This is a genomic window from Dyadobacter psychrophilus (assembly GCF_900167945.1).
GTDB classification, from domain to species: Bacteria; Bacteroidota; Bacteroidia; order Cytophagales; family Spirosomataceae; genus Dyadobacter; species Dyadobacter psychrophilus.
The window spans coordinates 59,394-78,452 of sequence record NZ_FUZA01000009.1 but is presented as its reverse complement, the minus strand read 5'-3'; the positions used below and the strand labels follow the sequence as shown (position 1 = coordinate 78,452).

Genomic DNA, 19,059 nt, shown 5'->3' with positions numbered 1-19,059 from the left:
TAAAATGCAAAAGTACGGTATGTTTCTCTTTTATAGAAACGAAGAGAAAATATATGGAAAATCTAAAATCCCCTATTTAATATAAGGCTGGTCAATCACGCCAACGTGACCGGGATTAGCCGCTTTTTCACAGATGCCAATGATATGCCCACCCACATTCGGATATAACAGCTTTGTGCCCAGTTCTGCAACGGGCAGCCACACCATCTCCAAAGCGGAAGTGTGGACCGGGTTAAGCGCCGGAACGCCTTCCGTGATGGCGGCCAGAAAAACAATGTGAAGTGTTTCTTTTTTCACTTCGGGCCAGATCACTTCACCGCATAAAGCCATCTTACTAACTTCTGCCTGGACGCCCAACTCCTCATGAAGTTCCCTTGCAAGTGCCTGTGAAAGGCATTCTCCCGGATCAGGATTGCCTCCCGGCAATGCATAAACCTCCTGATCTCCATAGCAATAGCGCAAAGTGAGCACGCGCTCATCTTGTAAAATAATGGCAGATGGACGAACATTCATTTTGATTCGGGATTGGTGTGCAGAGCATAATATAGCCCAATTATTGCTGCAAAACCATTTTTTCGATCAAAAGCATGAAAATATGGATCACCTTGATGTGTATTTCCTGAATGCGGTCGGCGTAGCCAAAGTGCGGAACGCGGATTTCGATATCGGCAACTCCGGCGAGTTTTCCACCATCTTTCCCAGACATAATGATCACTTTCATCCCCTTTGCCCTCGCCGCTTCCGTTGCCCGGATAATGTTTCCGGAATTGCCGCTTGTGCTTAATCCAAAAAGGACATCCCCGGGCTGTCCCAGGCCTTCTATAAAACGAGAAAATACAAATTCATAACCATAATCATTGCTCACACAGCTCAAATGGCTGACGTCGGATATGGCGATTGCGGGCAATGAGCGACGATTATCACGATAACGGCCGGTTAGCTCTTCGGCGAAATGCATTGCGTCACAATGTGAGCCGCCATTTCCACAGGAAATAATCTTACCGTTTGCCAAAATTGCGTCCGCCATCAAACGGGCCGCTTTTTCTATTTTTTCAATTTGAATAGGGTCGTTCAAAAACTGATCTAAAACGCTCTGCGCTTCTTTCAATTCCTGACTGATAATGTTCGCGTAATCCATTTATATGTAGATTTTAAATTTTTATCGCTTTAAGAACGTGCGTTTTTCTCCCCGGTCCTTTGTGCCGTTGCACCTCAAAACCTGCTGCACGCAATGCACGTTTCACAATTCCTTTGGATGAATACGTTACCAATACGCCTCCCCGACGCGTTTGGGCCGCTAATTGTGAAAATATTTCTGATGTCCACAATTCTGGCTGGGCCCTTGGGTCGAAGGCGTCATAGTAAATTACATCAAAATTTTCGGTTGATTTGAAATCTTGAACCCTTAAGTGCTCTTTCCGTATTGTAAAATGCCCGGATAGGGCGCAATCCTCTGACCAAGGGCAATCGTGCAGTTCCATAAATCCGGACTGACCGGTTAATGCAGCATAATTCAAAGAAAAAGCCTCGTCCCGGGAAACGGGAAAGGCTTCGACTGCGACGTAGTAAATATCTTTTTTGAGCAAATCGGCCAATTTCCAGGTCAGGAAAGCATTCAGCCCTGTTCCAAAACCCATTTCGAAAACATAAACCGGAGATTCAGCTTCTTCAAGCAGCGGACGCAGACCGAGATTGATATAAATGTGCTCTGCTTCGACCAGTGCGCCTTGTAATGAATGATATTGCTGATTGTACTGCGGACTGTACAGCGAATGAGAACCGTCTTCGGTTACGATGAGGCGTTCCAAGTTAAGCCGTGTATTTTAATTTGGCTTAAAAGTAACTAAATCATTCTTTTCAGGGTAATCTGGGTAAAGAAAATGTCCCCTTTCCGTTTTACCAGCAAATCAATGTTCCGGCCGTCACCGCGTTGCAGCAATTTGTAAATTTCGCTTACATTCATTTCGGAAGCAGAATGATCATCGATAAACAACAACTGATCACCTTCCAAAAGCCCTGCTTTCAATGCCGGGGAATCTTCTGCCACGTGGTTGACGATGTAAGAACGCAGGTCAATGCCTTCCGCACGGATCTCCAAGCCGCTCATATCGTGTTCGAATTTCTCACGCAAACGGCTTTTGACCGGTTTGAGCACCATATAGCTCTGCGAATAATTCATGGTAACCTTAAAGCGACGCAGCAATTCACATCCGATATTTCCCTGGCGCGACTGTCCCGCCCGAAGTTTCGAACCAAATGCGATGCTGTCCGGGAACGACGCCACAATGTTATCCATTGTAAATCTGCCCAGCCGCAACTTGTCGATTCTGCCCAGATTGCCATTAATGACACCATTTAAACCACGTCCGAGTTGCGCCCGGATCACTTTTTGGGGAAGTCTGAACGATTCTTTGGGTGTATTATTCAGAAGCAATGCATGTCCTGCACCTGTATCGATCAATACCCGGATCGGGTGTTCACGACCGTCTGCAAAAAGTGTTACAGCGTCTGTAAATGGCTTGGTATCCTCAATGATAAGCGGATGCTTATCTCCTTTACTTGGCTTGTAACGATATTTATCTGGGCGCATTAAGATCAATTCCTTCTTCGAAAAGTCAATCGTAACCACGAAGTTGTTGAAAATTTCATAGCCAAAAATACCGTGAACAGGCACACCAACATATTCTGAAAGTCTCAGAAAATCCTCTTCCAAAACCACAATATTCTGGTGATTGGCTTTGAGCCGGCCCATTGCGAATTTATTATCAATCGCAACGTGCGCGGAAATACTTTTTCCTTCACCGGCCCCGGTCAGGTTTACTTTTCTGGTAAGGCGGAGCTTGTCTGGTTTAAGAACGTATGGGTCAGTGATAATGATGGAACTTACCCCCGTGTCCAAAATGAAGCGGAGGGAATCGGTATCGTTGATCTTTGCATACAAAAGGATGAGATTTGAATGCAGCTCAAAAGGGATGCGGGTAGATTTGTGATTTTTATCTAAAAAGTAGCCATACTTTTCCTCGGAAACGGGGGGTACATCCTCTGTATTAGCAAATGCTATGCTGTTCGTAAAAAGTATGATCGCTACAATTAACCACTTAGACGTTTTCATCGTGGCCTCCTTTCTTTAAATTCTAAGTTCTAAAATCCGGTATTAACATTATAAAACACGTTGATTATAAATGGCTTAACTCTGTCTTTATTATCCTCTGTGTACAGTAAGTGTCGAAAACGACACTATCGGTTATCTAAGTAAAATTAATGCATTTTATCTTAATTAAACACAAATAAATCTTTATATGTGCAAAGTTTCTGTGATTTTTTAGAACATTTATTCATAATAATGTAAATGATGAAATTATGGTAATTTTGTTGCGTTAAAAGGCGTTTTTTCACAATAAAAATTTTCTCATGCGAAAAAAAATTGTTGCAGGTAACTGGAAGATGAACAAGGTTCTGGATGAAGCAGTTGCGCTGACTTCCGAGCTCGTAAATATGGCTAATGATGAGGTTCAAAGTGACGTAAAAGTGATCCTTTGCCCTCCTTCCATTTATCTCACTACTATTAAGAAATATCTGGAAAGCGCACCGAATTTTGCTTTGGCTGCACAGAATTGTTCAGACAAGGTCTCGGGTGCATATACAGGAGAGATTTCGGCTCAAATGTTGCAGTCTATCGGTGTGGAATACGTGCTAATCGGACACAGCGAGCGCCGTCAATATTTTAATGAAAGTAATGCTGTATTGGCAGAAAAAGTAAATACAGCGCTAGCAAACGGCGTTTCTCCGATTTTCTGCTGCGGCGAATCGCTGGACCAGCGCCAGAATGAAGACTATATCGGCTTTGTAAAAAACCAGATTACGGAAAGTCTTTTCCACCTTTCGGAGGAACAATTGCTTTCGGTTATCATTGCTTACGAGCCAATCTGGGCGATCGGCACGGGCTTAACGGCTTCGGCTGAGCAGGCGCAGGAAATGCATGCAGCTTTGCGTCAGCATATTGCATCAAAATATGGTGCAGAAGTTGCTGAGGAGATTTCTATCTTGTACGGTGGCAGTGTTACAGCAGCGAGCGCTCCTGAATTATTCAGCTCCCCGGACATCGACGGCGGCCTGGTAGGCGGCGCATCCTTGAAATCCAGGGAGTTTACAAATATTATCAAGGCAAGATAACAGCATTACATTTGGGTTACGACAAACTCAACCCTTCTGTTTTTGCTGCGTTCTACTTCGGAGGTGCCTTTCGCCAATGGCCGGGTACCTCCGTAGCCTTTCGCTTCTATCCGATCGGCAGCGATCCCTTTTTCAATCAAATAACTCCTGACCGATTCTGCGCGCTTTCTGGAAAGATCCAGATTTTTGTCAAAATCGCCCACATTATCCGTGTGCCCTTCGACCCTGATTTTAATATTCTCACTTTCCTTCATCAAGTCAACCAGCGTGTTAAGCTCTTCGTATGATTCTGGGAGCAGGTCTACTTTTGACGTTTCGAAATACACATTAGGCAAACTGATCGTCTCGCCGACCGCCATTTTACCAGTCTTCATTTTTTCCAAACCGCTTTTTGGCTTTTCAGCTGCAACCGGTTCCTCTGCGGGCTCCTGTTTTTCTTCAACTTTTGGCTTAGGCGCAGGCTGAACGGGCTTTTTCACAGGTTTGTCTACTTTTGCAGCCGCTTGCGGTGCTTTTGCGTCTTTTTTCAGCGGGTTTTTAATGTGTATGCCATAAAAATTCCAGGATTGATTTCCGCCGGAACTGCGTCCTTCATAAAAGTCGAAAACTTCAATGCCCGGGTCCAACCTTTCGAAATAAGCCACAAAATTGACCGTATCGCCAGGCATAACACCTTTCCGCGAGTCTGTTGGAATGTTATCTGCTTTGATAAATTTGAATTTTTTATCCACTTCTCCCGGTTTGTATAATCTTGTTTCGGGATCAAGCCAGATTGAACTGGTGCCCTGAAATTCTTTTGGAATGCGTTGATCTGGTGTTCTCGGAGAAGGAAAAAATAAAGGTTGGGGACTGGACTTTTCTGTAAACAGCAAATGAACAATCGTAAATTGGTCGGTAAGCTCTACGCGCTTAATTTTTACGTAAGCCGCAGAAGATTCCTCCACTTTCGGGTTATTGGTGATTTGTCCAAAACCTGGACTGAATGAAAATACAATGGCAATTGCTCCTGCCAAAAGCACTTTGATATTCATGTCATTTCAATGTTAACTTTTTAAAACTAACTGCAAGAACGCCTGAACATTCCTGATAGTTTGTTAAAATTTGTTAAACAATGTAAGCTATTGATTTTCAACTATAAATGTAGACCAAAATTGCGGATCATAACGCTCCCAGGCATGGCATCCGAAGGGAAGTTTGTGCTGCGTGATCTCATAAGTGGCGGCCGGACTTTTCTCAAAAGCAAAACCCAATGCTTCGTGCCAGGATGGAAGTTTTAAAAACAATTTCATAGGGATCAGCCGCGTTGCTTCCTGTGAAAAAAGCATGTCTTCATTCCCTACCCAGGCCGGATAAAATGCATTATAGATCTTTAAATAACGAATAATGGCCGGGATGCGCCTCAGTGAAAGTCCGCCATTGAATACAACGCGGTGGGTTGAGAGCGCATCTGCAAATTGCTGGTAAGACGCGGCTTTCAGCGAATCGAAAGCGGGCAAGTGCAGCGACGGCGCTCCTATGTAGTCAAAACCCTTTGCGCACCATTCTAAAAGTGAATCATGGAATACGTAAGCATCTAGTTGATAGATCAGTATGTATTCGTAAGCAAGAAATTTTTTATAAAAATCAATGGAGATCATAAGCCGGTTATAGGCGGCAACGTCCGCAAAAAACACATCGTCAAAGCTGACAAGTTCAATGTTCGGGTAAGTTGCTTTTACAGCATTCAGATCGAGGCTTGCGGGTTTAACAATTTTGACGGGATACGTGCCTAAAACCTCCATGCATTGCATCAATGACAACTTCTCGTTGTCGCTCATTACCGATTTATAAACCGGGATAACGACTGCAACGGAGGATTTCGCTTTGCTTGATTTCACTATAAACTGTTCATTTATTCAAATAAATCACCCATTGCAGGCAACCACCAATCTTTGCTGCTAAAACTATAATGCCCTTTCACTACATCGCCGACCACAGCTGGAAGCCGCAAAAGGCGGTTATCAGGCAATGCGGCACGTTTGAAAAAATGCTCCTGCGCGAGGTCCAACTTTACAAGCTTTTCCTGCGGCACAAACGGCAATGCTTGCAGCAGCGCATACATACCCAGGAGCTTTTCTCCTTTTTCTTTTAACGGAATCAATTTTTTATTGCGGTCTCTGTTCAGGCGATCTTTCAACTGCACTTTGTCCACCTTATTGCCAAAACCAACCTGTTGGCTGGAATGGATGCGATAGTAAATGAGCGTTTCGGGAATGAAATCAATTTTACCTTCCAGGCTCAGCACCATGGCCATCCACGCGTCGTGAATAAGGTCGGGGACATTGGTCGGAAATGGCATTAAGCGTTTCAAACACGATTTTCGAATGGCTAATGTTGCACCCGTTACAATAAAACCCGTGAACAGGATCTCATGCGCTTTGCCAGCTTTCCACTTGTTCTGCTTTTTTAGATCAAATTCAATTTCCTCCCAGATTGTGCTGCCGACGGGTTTTGAATCATCGCCTATTTTCATGGCATCACAAAAAACGGCATCCTTATCCGCATGGGCATTCAGGTAATCCGCCTGCTTTTGAACGCGGTCGGGCCGCCATTGATCATCCTGGTCGCAAAGGAAAATAATATCACCTGTGCATAGGGAGAGGCACTTTTCAAAATTTTTTGTTGAGCCAAGGTTCGTTTCATTGATATGAATGTGAACCGGGAAAGCACTTTCTTTCGCGAAAGATTCAATAATTTCAATGGTGTTATCCTTCGACCTGTCATCACAAACAACCAATTCGTCAACCGGGAGTGTCTGATCAGCAATGCTCTTCAACTGCTCAGACAAATATTTTGCCCCGTTGTAAGTACACAAAGCCACTGAAATCATAAATACTTTATAAATGAATTAAAACGCCTGCAAGTTAGCAGTCAATTTGCACTATCTGCAACCGCAGCATCAATTTTGAACAGATTCGGTTTCCCGGAATTCGTTCAAATCCGGAATTTTGACCACTTTATTGTCAACCGCCCATTGCATTGCTTCGGAATAAGGCTTGGCCTCGTGATAGTGGATCAGGCGCGTTTCAGGATCTTCCTGCCATGCAATCACTCTATGCGCCAGATCCCGGTTCATTTCTGTCAACGCCTTTCGGTTGTTAAAAAAAACTATTCCCCAAAGCAGCACGCCCGAATAAGCCAGAACCCGCAGATGGCGCCTTCGCAGTATTTTCATATCCAGAAAAATAAGCAGTAAAATAACCGGGATCGTCGCCGTGAAAAACATATAACGCGGCGCAATGCCCCCGCCGGCTTTGGACTCAAATCTTGAAATAGAAATGATGATGCCGGTAAGAACAGGCATGGATAGCAAACAATATAAAAGCGGGTTTTGACGCGCATAACCCTTAAAAAACAACCAGATCCAGACAAAAAGGACAGTTGTTCCTACTATCATGCAAAAGTAAATATTGATATAATGATTGGATGCCGGATTGATATAAACGAAACTGCCAAGAAAAGTCAGAAGCAGGCTTTTCATCCAATCAAAATTAAACTCAACATTATGTTTATCAATTACTTGCGAGCCGAGAACGAATGTAATCCAGAGTAAAATAGCAGTAATGATGCTCCAGACGATCAGCTGAGGCCATTTTTTTTGAACAAACAACAGAAAAGCACCCAGCAACAAGCCTAAAAACCCATTTCCAAATGAGAACACGGCAATGATAACGGCTAGAATAGCCAGAAAAAAAGAAAAGCTTTTGATGCTTTTTGATTTATCAAGCAAAAACAGGCTGAGAAAACAGAAGAAAAAAACCGTATAATGCTGAATTCCTCCCCAATAAAAAAACGTAACCTGCCAGAAACCCAGACTGAAAAGAAAAACAGTTGTGAACAGGACGCTTTCGCCGGACAGCAACCGGTTTTGATCCATAATCTTCAACATTAGTTTAAAGAAACAGATTAGCAGCAGGTTCTGAAAAAACACAAGATTTTCAAAATCAACCTGATGAAAAACGCCGAAATACGCGGCAGCAGCGAGTCGGGAAAAAACGATCCGGTGCTCATTGTGGCGGCCAAAAAGGATTTCGAACTTCCCTTTTGCCCTGTAATCATCGAAGAAAATGCGTTTGATGAAGCCTAATGTGGTGTCGTAATCGTCAAAAGACGGAATGTTGAGCGTGTTTGTGAAAAGGGTCACGCAGAAGATCAAAAAAATAGCAATGCTTAAACCGATAGGAAGATATTTAGGCATATCTGATATTTTTGTCAAAAAACTGAACGGGCTTTCTGCGATACATAAAGTTACACGCGGATTTCTGAGATTCTAAATTTAATGTTCACAAAAGCAAATAATGGCATTACCCGATCAACTTAAAAAGGCGATTATCCAGATGCCGGCCAAAGAAAAGGATAAATTACTGCTCCGGCTGATCACAAAAGACAAAACGCTTTCCGACCGGCTGCATTTTGAGCTGATCGAGGACAGCGCCACCATTCCCGAACGCCGGGAGGAAATCATTGGCCGGATCTTGCGCACTTCCAAGTCTAACCAGAACACGCCGGGCTGGATTTTGATGGACATGCGTAACCTGAGTGGCGACATTGCTTACCATGTGAAGGTTACCAAGGATAAAATCGGCAGCATTGAGCTCAACTTGTTCTTAATGAACACATTCATGGAAGAATATGCCGGTATTTTAAAAACCTATTCCTCACGGGCAGACACCTGCGCGCTCTATCTTGCCAAAAAAGCGCAGGTTATTTTGAATGCATTCAATAAATTGGACGAGGATTACCGCGTAGATTATATTAAGGACACAAACCGCATGTTAGCCTCGCTTTACACACTTTGCTCCAAAATGTACGCGCGCCAGATGGAAATTCCCAAAGAACTGGAAAGCTGATTGGCCTATAAAAATCTTCCAAAATGAAAAAGACAGCATTGTTGCTTATTGATGCGCAGTTTGATTTTTGTGATCCAAAGGGCGCGCTTTTTGTGCCAGGTGCGGAAATGGACGTAGAGAGGATTGCGAGATTGATTGCCCTGGAAGGTGAAAAGATCGATTGCATTTTTGTCACGCTGGATACGCATAAGGTGCTGGACATTGCACATCCGCTGTTTTGGGAAGACGCTAATGGAAATACCGTGGCGCCGTTTACCCTCATTACCGCCGCAAATGTGAAATCCGGAAAGTGGACGCCACGCTATGAACGCGATTACGTGATCCAATATCTGGAAACATTGGAGGCCGAAGGTGAATTCAAACATTTCATCTGGCCGGAACATTGCCTCATAGGTTCCAAAGGCGCTGCGCTGGACGATACGATTATGGAAGCATTACTCGCCTGGACGCACAGAACGGGCCGGGATTATAAGGCTGTTATTAAAGGAACGAATCCCCTAACCGAGCATTTCGGCGTTTTTCGGGCACAAGTTCCCGTTGCCAATGCACCGGAAACTGAGCTGGATCGGCCGTTTTTAAATGATCTTGCGGCATTTGATCAAATTCTGATTGCAGGAGAAGCCCGCTCCCATTGCGTGGCTACGAGCATTAACCAGATCCTGAAATATGCGCCGGAACTAGCTCCTAAATTGACTATTTTGACGGATTGTAGTTCGAATGTTACAAACTTCGAAGACATTGCCGACCCGATTTATGAGGAAGCGGAGCAAAAAGGAATGACTTTTTTGAAGGCAAATGCAGTCCAGCTGTAATAAGGCCGCATTGGAAGATTCCCTCCCCAAATGCCAAACTAAATAAATGTACTTTTGGTTAGTATAAAGATCGGTGCATGACCAAACATATGCCGGCTATCCCATTAATTTCTCTATGATGCAATTACCTGTGCCACGGATTGAGGCTGCTCAATTCGATGATCTGGATCCGAGACAATACATTCTGATCAAAGGTGCCCGAGTGAATAATCTTAAAAATGTTGATGTTGCGATTCCACGGAATAAGCTCGTAGTAATCACTGGGTTATCTGGTTCCGGAAAATCTTCACTGGCTTTCGACACATTGTTCGCCGAAGGGCAGCGCATGTATGTGGAAAGTCTGAGCAGTTATGCGCGGCAGTTTTTGGGCCGGATGGAGAAGCCCGAGGTGGAATATATCAAGGGCATTTCGCCCGCCATTGCCATTGAACAAAAGGTGAATACAAGAAATCCTCGCTCCACGGTGGGGACTTCCACGGAAATTTATGATTATCTCAAATTGCTTTTTGCCCGCATAGGGCACACTTATTCGCCTATATCGGGTGAATTGGTGCGGAAAGATACGGTTACGGACGTAGTCAATTTCATGCTCGGTCATGAAGAGGGTACGCGGGTGATGATCCTTGCGCCATTGCACATTCGCGAGGGACGCACGCAGGCAGAAGAACTAACGATTTTATTATCAAAAGGTTATAATAGAATTTATCTCAATGATGAGGTTGTTTCTATTGAAGACATTCTCGAAAATCCGGACAACTTTTCGCAAGCCGGCAACCAGGTTTTCATACTAGTTGACCGTGCAGGAGTTAAGCATGACGATGAAGACACACAATATCGTCTTTCAGATTCGGTTCAAACTGCTTTTTTTGAAGGTGAAGGCATTTGCATTGTGCAAGTGTTGAACGGCGAGCGCAAGGTTTTTTCTGATAAGTTTGAGCTGGACGGCATGTCATTTGAGGAGCCGACTGTCAATCTTTTTAGTTTCAACAACCCTTATGGTGCATGTAAAAGGTGTGAGGGTTTTGGTAAAATATTAGGCATTGATCCTGATCTGGTGATTCCGGATAAGGGCTTGTCCGTATACGAAGGCGCAATTGCTCCCTGGCGTACGGAAAAAATGGGCGAATGGCTGACGCCGCTTGTCCGCAATGCTGCAAAATTTGATTTCCCGATTCACAGACCCTATAAGGACCTTACGACAGAACAAAAAGAGCTGCTTTGGACAGGTAACAAACATTTTCAGGGATTGAATGACTTCGTTGCAGAGCTTGAAACCCAGACTTATAAAATTCAATATCGGGTAATGCTTTCGCGTTTTCGCGGCCGCACAACCTGCCCCGACTGTCGTGGATCGCGGCTGAGAAAAGATGCTTCGTTTGTAAAATTAGGCGGAGCTTCGATTACGGACCTCGTTTTAATGCCGATCAAGGATGTTTCTGTTTTTTTCCAAAATCTGGAAATCAGTGAACACGACCGGCAAATTGCAAGACGGGTTTTAACTGAAATTGAAACGCGCCTGGATTACATGAACCGCGTTGGTTTGGGTTATTTAACCTTAAACCGCCTTACCAGCACATTATCCGGCGGAGAATTTCAGCGGATCAAGTTGGCGACTTCACTGGGAAGCGCGTTGGTGGGTTCCATGTATATTTTAGATGAGCCCAGCATTGGCCTCCATCCAAGAGATACGCAGCGGCTGGTCGGCGTGCTCGAATCTTTGCGTGATCTGGGTAATACAGTGATCGTTGTGGAACATGAAGAGGAAGTGATGCATGCGGCGGATCAGATCATCGACATTGGCCCGGAAGCCGGAACGGGCGGCGGACACGTGGTTTTTCAGGGTAATTGGGAAGATATTTCTGATTTGAAAAACAATGGTTATATCGAAAACAATGAGACCGGCATTAAATCACACACATTGGATTTCTTGCTGGAAAATGATTCTATCCCTGTTCCAAAGGTCAGAAGGACATCACTGCATCATTTGAAAATCAAAGGAGCGAGGGAAAATAATCTGAAAGAACTCGATGTAACCATTCCGTTAAACACATTGACGGTTGTTACCGGGGTAAGCGGTTCGGGAAAATCAACATTGATCCGCAAAATCCTTTACCCTGCGCTGATGCGTATGAAAGGTGAGTTTAGCGAAGAAGTGGGAAAATTTGACGAGCTCACAGGAAGTGTGGACAGGATCGAGGCGGTTGAAATGATCGACCAAAACCCGATCGGAAAATCTTCGCGCTCCAATCCGGTTACTTACATCAAGGCCTACGATTATATCCGTCAGATGATGGCTGATTTGCCATTATCAAAAGCGCGGAGTTATAAACCTTCGCATTTCTCATTCAATGTGGACGGCGGGCGTTGCGAAATTTGCCAGGGCGAAGGCCAGGTGAAGATTGAAATGCAGTTTATGGCCGACATCTATCTCAAATGTGAAGGCTGCAATGGTAAGAGATTCAAGCAAGAGATTCAGGAAGTGCGCTATAATGAAAAAGATGTGGCTGAAATCCTGGATATGACTGTGGATGAAGCGATTGAGTTTTTCAAACCAACCGAACCAAAATTGGTAGAAAAATTGATGCCTTTGCAGGAGGTTGGGCTTGGTTATGTAGGATTGGGACAGTCTTCCAACACATTATCGGGCGGGGAAGCGCAACGTGTGAAACTGGCTTCTTTCCTAGGAAAAGGCTCTTCCAATAAAGGAAAGACGCTTTTTATCTTTGACGAACCAACAACCGGACTGCATTTTCATGACATTAAAAAACTTTTGAAAGCCATTAATGCATTGGTGGACCAGGGCGACAGCGTGATCATTATTGAGCATAACATGGAAATCATTAAAAGCGCCGACTGGATCCTGGATCTCGGCCCCGAAGGCGGCGACGGCGGTGGTTATCTTACATTTGCCGGAACACCGGAAGAAATGGCCAAAATCGACGATAATTACACAGCCGCCTTTTTGAAAGACAAAATTTGACGGGATAGCCCGATTGCATTGAAGAATCGTAGATATTGCAGTAAAGAAAATAGGCTGACGACTTATTGAAACTAAACCAAAAAGCAATTTCTATGAAGTTATATAAAACAGAAAACGGCATCCTGCTGGAAAGAGACGACCTTTTCTACCGTTTGCATGAAAACGACTGGGATGTTGCTGTGAACCGGGACGACCTGTACGAGTGGCTTGAAATTCAAATTGAAAATCTTATTCCACTCACTTTTACAGACGATATTCCTATGCCTGAAATCCTGGCACCTGTTGGTTCTCAGGAAGTTTGGGCGTCGGGCGTTACGTATTTCAGAAGCCGCACTGCCCGCATGGAGGAATCTGAGAAAGCAGGCGGCGGCAGTTTTTATGACCGCGTGTATGAAGCCGAAAGACCTGAGCTTTTCTTTAAATCAACTGCCTGGCGTGTTGTAGGAAATCACGGAACCGTCCGTATTCGCCGCGATTCTACGTGGGATGTGCCTGAGCCTGAACTTACATTGTTCGCTTCCTCATCGGGAACATTGGTAGGTTACACCATCGGAAATGATATGAGTTCGAGGAGCATTGAAGGTGAAAATCCTTTATATCTGCCTCAGGCTAAGTCTTATACGGGAAGCGCAGCGCTTGGCCCATGCTTATATGTGCCAGAATTCCCACTTGGCGATGACACCGTAATTGACATTGCTATTGTGCGCTCAGGAGAAGAAGTTTTCAGCGGCGAAGTGACATTATCCCAGATGAAACGTAAGCCGGAAGAATTGCTGCATTATTTGTTCCGCGAAATGGCTTTCCCGCACGGTGCTTATCTCATGACAGGCACAGGCATCATTCCCCCATCCGATTTTACATTACAACAAGGCGATATCGTCCACATTTCCATAGAACCCATTGGCACATTAACAAACACAGTGGGTTGAAAAACAAAAAGCTGCAACCTTGACAGTTGCAGCTTTTTAGTTCATGGTGAATATTTCTCTATCAGCTCGGCAATCCGATAAATGTATAAATCGTGCAGCGAACGAATGAGATCAGTTTTGTAACGATTGAATCGTCGGAATCAATGTCTTCCTCACTTGAAAAAAATGATGAGGGGCCTGCTTCCAGGATTCTTTCATTTAATGTCATCGCCTCTGAATTGCTGGTAAACTGAGCCGTGAAGGCAGTTACACGCTTCACACTTGCATGGTGCTTAACCATTTTAGACGGCTTCGCCTTTTTTGCAATAATGCGTTCGCTTGGCTGCGTGCATTCTTTGCCTGCCTGTAACTTTTTGTGTGCTACAAACATATTATGAGAGTATCCGGTTGCTCCGGCCTGAAGGCTGAAAAGAACTAGGAGTGTAAATATTTTGATCGTTTTCATGGCTATGTTTTTGGTCGTTCAGAGAAAAATCAGGATGCGATTTCGTTGTAACTAATTGACTCTACAAATATATATGTTTTATTAGGTATCTTGCAATACATAGTACCTTGTTTTTAACAATTTTTAGGAAATTTTTTTGAGCTCTAAAAATGTTGAACGGTGGTGCTTTCGTATTAACAGATGTAAATATAATTTAAAAGGTTGCAGCTCGAGGGCAAAAAAAGACGAAACGCGTAATTTACCCGCTGAAATGTAGTAGATAACCGATAAAACACAAACGCCGGACTGTGCAGCCCGGCGTTTTATTACGTAATAGTCTGATTATCTTATTTTTCTCGAAAGAAAATCGTGATCGGCACACCCGAAAAATCGAAGTTTTCGCGCATTCTGTTTTCCAGATAGCGTAAGTAAGGCTCTTTCACGTGCTTTGGATTACTGCTGAAAAACACGAATGTCGGCGAAGGCGTTGGCAGCTGGATCATATATTTAATGTTGATATATTTCCCTCTGTCTGCCGGCGGCGGATATTTTTCGATCTCAGCCTGCATCACTTCATTCAACTTCGAAGTCGTGATTTTCTTGGTTTTGTTTTTATAAACCTCCATCGCCTTTTCCATCACCTGGTGAATACGCTGTTTTTCAACAACGGACGCAAAGATGATCGGCATATAATTCATCGGGGCCAGTCTTTCCAAAAGCGCTTTTTTGAATGTATCAGCCGTTTTAGAATCCTTTTCAACTAGATCCCACTTATTAACCATGATCACAATGCCCTTCTTCGCCTTATCAGCCTGACCGATAATGTTCATATCCTGCCCTTCCAGACCTAATGTCGCATCCAAAAGAATGATACAAACATCCGATTCCTCCATCGCTTTCACCGAACGCAATGTGGAATAATATTCAATGTCTTCGTTAACGCGTGATTTGCGGCGAAGTCCGGCAGTATCCGTTAAGATAAACTCCATTCCGAAAGCATTATAATGCGTGTGAATGGCGTCGCGCGTTGTTCCGGCAATGTCTGTCACAATGCTTCTGTCTGTGCCCGTAAGCACATTCAGGAACGAAGATTTACCCACATTCGGCCTTCCCATGATCGCGATACGCGGGATTCCAGCCTCGGGATCTTCAACGCCTGGCGTTTCAAAATGTGTGATCACCTGATCCAACAACTCACCCGTTCCAAAACCTGTTTGTGCAGAAATAGCAAATATCTGATCCCCAAGCCCTAACTCATAGAATTCAGCGGCAGACTGGTAACGTTCTTGTGTTTCCGCTTTGTTAGCAACCAGATAAACCGGCTTTTTGACGCGTCTAAGCACATTTGCGAAATCTTTGTCCAGATCCGTAAGTCCCGTCATCGTGTCCACCATGAACAAAACCACCGTGGATTCTTCCAGTGCAAGCTCAACCTGCTCGCGAATTGCGCCTTCAAAAATATCTTCTGAACCAACGACATAACCGCCGGTGTCAATTACCGTAAAATATTGATCGGTCCATTCACCGTAACCATAATGGCGGTCACGGGTAACGCCGCTTTGGTTGTCCATAATTGCCTTACGACTCTCCGTAAGGCGGTTAAATAATGTGGATTTGCCCACATTCGGACGCCCAACAATTGAAATAATATTTGCCATTTTGTATTAATTAATGTGGTCCAAACGGTTCGCAATCAACCGTCCTTCTTTCTTTTATTATAAATTATTCGTCGTAGCCAAACTGCCTGAGTTTGTTTTCCTTGCTTCTCCAATCCGGCTCAACACGCACATGTTGTTCCAGAAACACTTTTTTACCAAAAAACGCTTCCATATCAATCCTTGCCTGCGTCCCGATTTTTTTCAGCATTTCGCCTTTTTCTCCTATAATGATCCCTTTCTGGCTTTTGCGTTCCACAAGGATTTCCGCACGGATGACGATCATGTCGTCCCGTTCTTTAAATTCTGAAATTACGACTTCGGAGCTGTATGGAATTTCCTGGCGATAATTAAGAAATATCTTTTCACGGATGATTTCCGAAGCAAAGAAACGCTCCGGCTTGTCTGTAAGTTCATCTTCGCCAAAATACGGCGGGTGAAATGGCAATCTGGTGATTACGGCGTCAAAAAGGGTCGCAATGTTTGCCTGGTGCAATGCAGAGATCGGCACAATGGCATCCGGCTGGATCGCCGCTTCCCACTCGGCCATTTTCGCATCCACATGCTCCTGATCAGAAAGGTCAATTTTATTCAAAACCAGCACAACCGGTGCATCGGCGCGTTTCAGCAAAGGCAAAACTTCATGATCTGCCACTTTCTCTCCTATTTCCGCCACGAACAAAACCACGTCTGCATCTTCCAATGAGCCCTTTACAAAAGTCATCATCGAATCGTGCAGCTTATAAGCCGGCTTGATCACGCCGGGCGTGTCCGAATAAACCAGCTGAAACGGGATATCTTCATGCTTACCATTCAGAATGCCCATGATGCGGTGGCGCGTAGTCTGGGCTTTCGAGGTTATAATTGACATCCTTTCGCCCACCAGAACGTTCATTAAAGTGGATTTACCAACATTAGGTTTACCAATAATGCTGACGAAACCAGCGCGGTGGTTGCGGAAAGGAACTGCTATTTCTGTCTTTTCTTCCATGTGTTACTTAAAAATCACACAAAAGTACGGTTTTCCGCCTAGGAAATTGCTATAAATGATTGTTAAGGAGCATGATTACAAAAAATGATCATTTATTTTTCCCTCAAATGTTGCGTTATATTCCAAAATAGTCGTATGTTTGCACTCCAATTCAACAACACCGCGGGATGGAGCAGTTGGTAGCTCGTTGGGCTCATAACCCAAAGGTCGCTGGTTCGAGTCCAGCTCCCGCTACAAGAGAAAGGTCGCAAACGAAAGTTCGCGGCCTTTTTGCGTTTTGGCGCCTACATCTGATCTCCGCGAATTCGGTGGAATTAGCCCCTACTCACTCTTCAAACTCTTCACCGGATTCAGCATTGCGGCTTTTATTGCCTGATAACTTACTGTAAGCAACGTAATTCCCAAAACGCTTACACCTGCCACGACGAAAATCCACCAGGAAATGGCTGTGTGATATTTGTAGTTATTGAGCCAGTTAGTCATTGTATACCAGGCGATGGGTGCGGAAAGCACGCAGGAAATAAGGACTAAGGAGACAAATTCAAGCGACAGCAGGCTCCAAAGGTTTAGGATGGATGCGCCGAGCACTTTGCGGACCCCTATTTCCTTGGTTCGCTGCTCGGCCATGAAGGATGCCAGGCCGAAAAGCCCTAAACAGCTGATTAAGATGGCGAGCGACGCAAACGCTGAGGCGAGACTACTGATGCGTTCTTCAGACTCGAATTTGAAATCATATTCTTGGTCTACAAAATCGTAATTAAAAGGAGCATCCGGGCTGTATTGCTTGAAAACTGCTTCAATATTTTTTAAGGCTTGCTGTGTTTCTCTCGCAGGATTGATCCGGATTGTGACAAAATCTCCGGCGCGTGGTCGAATAAAGAAGATGGTTTGCCTAACTGGCTCGTATGGCGACTCCATGATCATATCCTTCACTACGCCTAAAATGCGGAAACTCTTGCCTTCCCATTTAACGGTTTCACCGATTGCAGTCTCAACGTTCGGGCGATTCAAACCCATGAATTTTACAGCCGTTTCATTTAACACAAATCCATTAGAGTCGGTTGGAAAACTTCTTGAAAAGTCCCGGCCTGCGACGAATTTCCAGTCGAGGGTTTTGCCAAAATCGTGCGAAATGCCAATGGTGGCGAACTCTGCTTCGAGGTCGGGATCTTTGCCTTTCCAATCAAATCCTACATTGGCTGACCTCACCTCGGTCGGCGGCCCCATGGACTCGGCCATGGCGGTTATGGTGCCCGTTTTCAGCAAATCATGCTGCACTGCTTCGAAATGATTGTGAATGTCCGGCGTGTTGACGTGAATGGTCACAAGGTTTTCGCGATTATAACCAATAGGCCGGCTCTTGGCATGTAAAATCTGCCTGTAAACGACAATGGTGCCGATTATCAATGTTATGGACACTGTAAATTGAAGCACAACCAACACTTTTCTGGGCAGAACAGCTGCTAGTCCAATTCGTGCGCCGGTGCCTTTCAATGTTTTTACAGGTTGGAAAGAAGACAGATAAAACGCTGGATAACTGCCTGCGATCAGGCCGGTTACAGTGCTGAAAGAAATTACAACAGCCAGAAAATCGGATCCGACCAGAGCATAACCATCTCCTTATCAGCCATTCGATTGAAAAACGGCAGCATAACCTGCACAAGGAGCAAAGAAATGACAAGCGCAATCAGGATCCAACTTCAACACCTTATTAAGCGGATCATCACTTCCGAAGAATGCTGTTGCCAAGGACTCGGAAAGCAACACCGAACCGGGCTCTTTCAAGCCAGACCACGTTCCGTGAATCATTTGCAGCGACAGCATTTCTGCTGCCTCGGGTGACATAAAGTTTCCTGCTTTTGTAAATTTTAAGCTTTTGTAGGTGAGGATATGCCTTGTGGTCCAGGACGAAAGCACCACATTTTCAAAATCATCAGAGAAATTGTTTTTAAGCTCCGCAGCGAGCGGAATGGGCACATTACTGCCTGTGATAATTTCTCCATCCAAGGTTTGTTGCTGCATCACCTGTGCAATCCGGGCGTAATTCCGATGATATTTATTGAATGACAATTCATCATAAACCCACAAACCGATCAGCACTGCAGCCGCCATGCCCACAGCTAATCCGCCAATGTTGATGGCCGAGTAACCTTTGTTTTTGATCAGGCTACGAAGGGCAATTTTGAAATAATTTTGCAGCATAATC

At 44.5% G+C, this 19,059-nt stretch carries 18 protein-coding genes and 1 tRNA gene; 6 read left to right on the top strand and 13 right to left on the bottom strand.

Annotated elements, in window-relative coordinates; all coding sequences use genetic code 11:
• Positions 1–72: 72 nt before the first annotated feature.
• From B5X68_RS25000 to B5X68_RS24985, 4 genes are read right to left on the bottom strand one after another with little or no spacing between them, the layout of a single operon-like run.
• The gene (locus tag B5X68_RS25000) at positions 73–513 is read right to left on the bottom strand and encodes an NUDIX domain-containing protein (RefSeq protein WP_082217501.1); all 441 of its coding nucleotides are present in this window, start codon (positions 511–513) and stop codon (positions 73–75) included.
• 40 nt (positions 514–553) lie between these two features.
• Positions 554–1,138, bottom strand: a complete 585-nt coding sequence (lpcA, locus tag B5X68_RS24995; protein WP_082217500.1) for a D-sedoheptulose 7-phosphate isomerase — start codon at positions 1,136–1,138, stop codon at positions 554–556.
• Between the two features lie 13 nt (positions 1,139–1,151).
• On the bottom strand, positions 1,152–1,808 hold the full coding sequence (gene mnmC2, locus B5X68_RS24990; protein WP_082217499.1) for a tRNA (5-methylaminomethyl-2-thiouridine)(34)-methyltransferase MnmC2: 657 nt from the start codon (positions 1,806–1,808) through the stop codon (positions 1,152–1,154).
• Between the two features lie 35 nt (positions 1,809–1,843).
• Positions 1,844–3,112, bottom strand: coding sequence for an aspartyl protease family protein (locus B5X68_RS24985; protein ID WP_082217498.1), 1,269 nt, complete (start codon positions 3,110–3,112; stop codon positions 1,844–1,846).
• Positions 3,113–3,411: 299 nt separating this feature from the next.
• Here B5X68_RS24985 and tpiA point away from each other — a divergent pair, with 299 nt between their 5' ends.
• Positions 3,412–4,173 (top strand): triose-phosphate isomerase, encoded by a 762-nt coding sequence (gene tpiA, locus B5X68_RS24980; RefSeq protein ID WP_082217497.1) that lies wholly within the window; start codon positions 3,412–3,414, stop codon positions 4,171–4,173.
• A 5-nt stretch (positions 4,174–4,178) separates the two neighbouring features.
• Here the strand turns inward: tpiA and B5X68_RS24975 are convergent, their stop codons facing one another.
• The 4 genes from B5X68_RS24975 to B5X68_RS24960 form a co-directional block, all read right to left on the bottom strand.
• Entirely contained in the window at positions 4,179–5,204 is a 1,026-nt protein-coding gene (locus B5X68_RS24975; protein ID WP_082217496.1) for an OmpA family protein, read from the bottom strand.
• Positions 5,205–5,291: 87 nt separating this feature from the next.
• Positions 5,292–6,050: a DUF5672 family protein gene (locus tag B5X68_RS24970; protein WP_229208559.1), complete on the bottom strand. Its 759-nt coding sequence runs from the start codon at positions 6,048–6,050 to the stop codon at positions 5,292–5,294.
• Between the two features lie 14 nt (positions 6,051–6,064).
• The gene (locus tag B5X68_RS24965) at positions 6,065–7,042 is read right to left on the bottom strand and encodes a glycosyltransferase family 2 protein (RefSeq protein ID WP_082217495.1); all 978 of its coding nucleotides are present in this window, start codon (positions 7,040–7,042) and stop codon (positions 6,065–6,067) included.
• Positions 7,043–7,111: 69 nt separating this feature from the next.
• Positions 7,112–8,410: a hypothetical protein gene (locus tag B5X68_RS24960; protein WP_082217494.1), complete on the bottom strand. Its 1,299-nt coding sequence runs from the start codon at positions 8,408–8,410 to the stop codon at positions 7,112–7,114.
• A gap of 100 nt (positions 8,411–8,510) precedes the next feature.
• Between B5X68_RS24960 and B5X68_RS24955 the strand changes: the two genes are divergently transcribed.
• From B5X68_RS24955 to B5X68_RS24940, 4 genes are all read left to right on the top strand, one after another.
• Entirely contained in the window at positions 8,511–9,062 is a 552-nt protein-coding gene (locus tag B5X68_RS24955) for a hypothetical protein (protein ID WP_082217493.1), read from the top strand.
• Positions 9,063–9,085: 23 nt separating this feature from the next.
• Positions 9,086–9,874 (top strand): cysteine hydrolase family protein, encoded by a 789-nt coding sequence (locus B5X68_RS24950; RefSeq protein WP_082217492.1) that lies wholly within the window; start codon positions 9,086–9,088, stop codon positions 9,872–9,874.
• 115 nt (positions 9,875–9,989) lie between these two features.
• On the top strand, positions 9,990–12,854 hold the full coding sequence (gene uvrA, locus B5X68_RS24945) for an excinuclease ABC subunit UvrA (protein ID WP_082217491.1): 2,865 nt from the start codon (positions 9,990–9,992) through the stop codon (positions 12,852–12,854).
• 92 nt (positions 12,855–12,946) lie between these two features.
• Entirely contained in the window at positions 12,947–13,783 is an 837-nt protein-coding gene (locus B5X68_RS24940) for a fumarylacetoacetate hydrolase family protein (RefSeq protein ID WP_082217490.1), read from the top strand.
• A 61-nt stretch (positions 13,784–13,844) separates the two neighbouring features.
• Here the strand turns inward: B5X68_RS24940 and B5X68_RS24935 are convergent, their stop codons facing one another.
• The 3 genes from B5X68_RS24935 to era all read right to left on the bottom strand — a co-directional run bounded on the left by B5X68_RS24935 (position 13,845) and on the right by era (position 16,853).
• Positions 13,845–14,228, bottom strand: coding sequence for a hypothetical protein (locus B5X68_RS24935; protein WP_082217489.1), 384 nt, complete (start codon positions 14,226–14,228; stop codon positions 13,845–13,847).
• Positions 14,229–14,554: 326 nt separating this feature from the next.
• Positions 14,555–15,865 carry a ribosome biogenesis GTPase Der gene (gene der, locus B5X68_RS24930; RefSeq protein WP_082217488.1) on the bottom strand — a complete coding sequence of 437 codons (1,311 nt, stop codon included), beginning with the start codon at positions 15,863–15,865 and terminating at the stop codon, positions 14,555–14,557.
• A 64-nt stretch (positions 15,866–15,929) separates the two neighbouring features.
• On the bottom strand, positions 15,930–16,853 hold the full coding sequence (era, locus tag B5X68_RS24925) for a GTPase Era (RefSeq protein WP_082217487.1): 924 nt from the start codon (positions 16,851–16,853) through the stop codon (positions 15,930–15,932).
• A 161-nt stretch (positions 16,854–17,014) separates the two neighbouring features.
• On the opposite strand from era, the gene B5X68_RS24920 reads away from it, so the two are divergent.
• Positions 17,015–17,087: transfer RNA gene (locus tag B5X68_RS24920), tRNA-Met, on the top strand.
• An 87-nt stretch (positions 17,088–17,174) separates the two neighbouring features.
• On the opposite strand, the gene B5X68_RS29300 is transcribed toward B5X68_RS24920, so the two are convergent.
• Both B5X68_RS29300 and B5X68_RS29295 read right to left on the bottom strand, forming a co-directional pair.
• Entirely contained in the window at positions 17,175–18,347 is a 1,173-nt protein-coding gene (locus tag B5X68_RS29300; RefSeq protein WP_229208558.1) for an ABC transporter permease, read from the bottom strand.
• A 129-nt stretch (positions 18,348–18,476) separates the two neighbouring features.
• Positions 18,477–19,055: an ABC transporter permease gene (locus B5X68_RS29295; protein ID WP_229208557.1), complete on the bottom strand. Its 579-nt coding sequence runs from the start codon at positions 19,053–19,055 to the stop codon at positions 18,477–18,479.
• Positions 19,056–19,059: the final 4 nt, after the last annotated feature.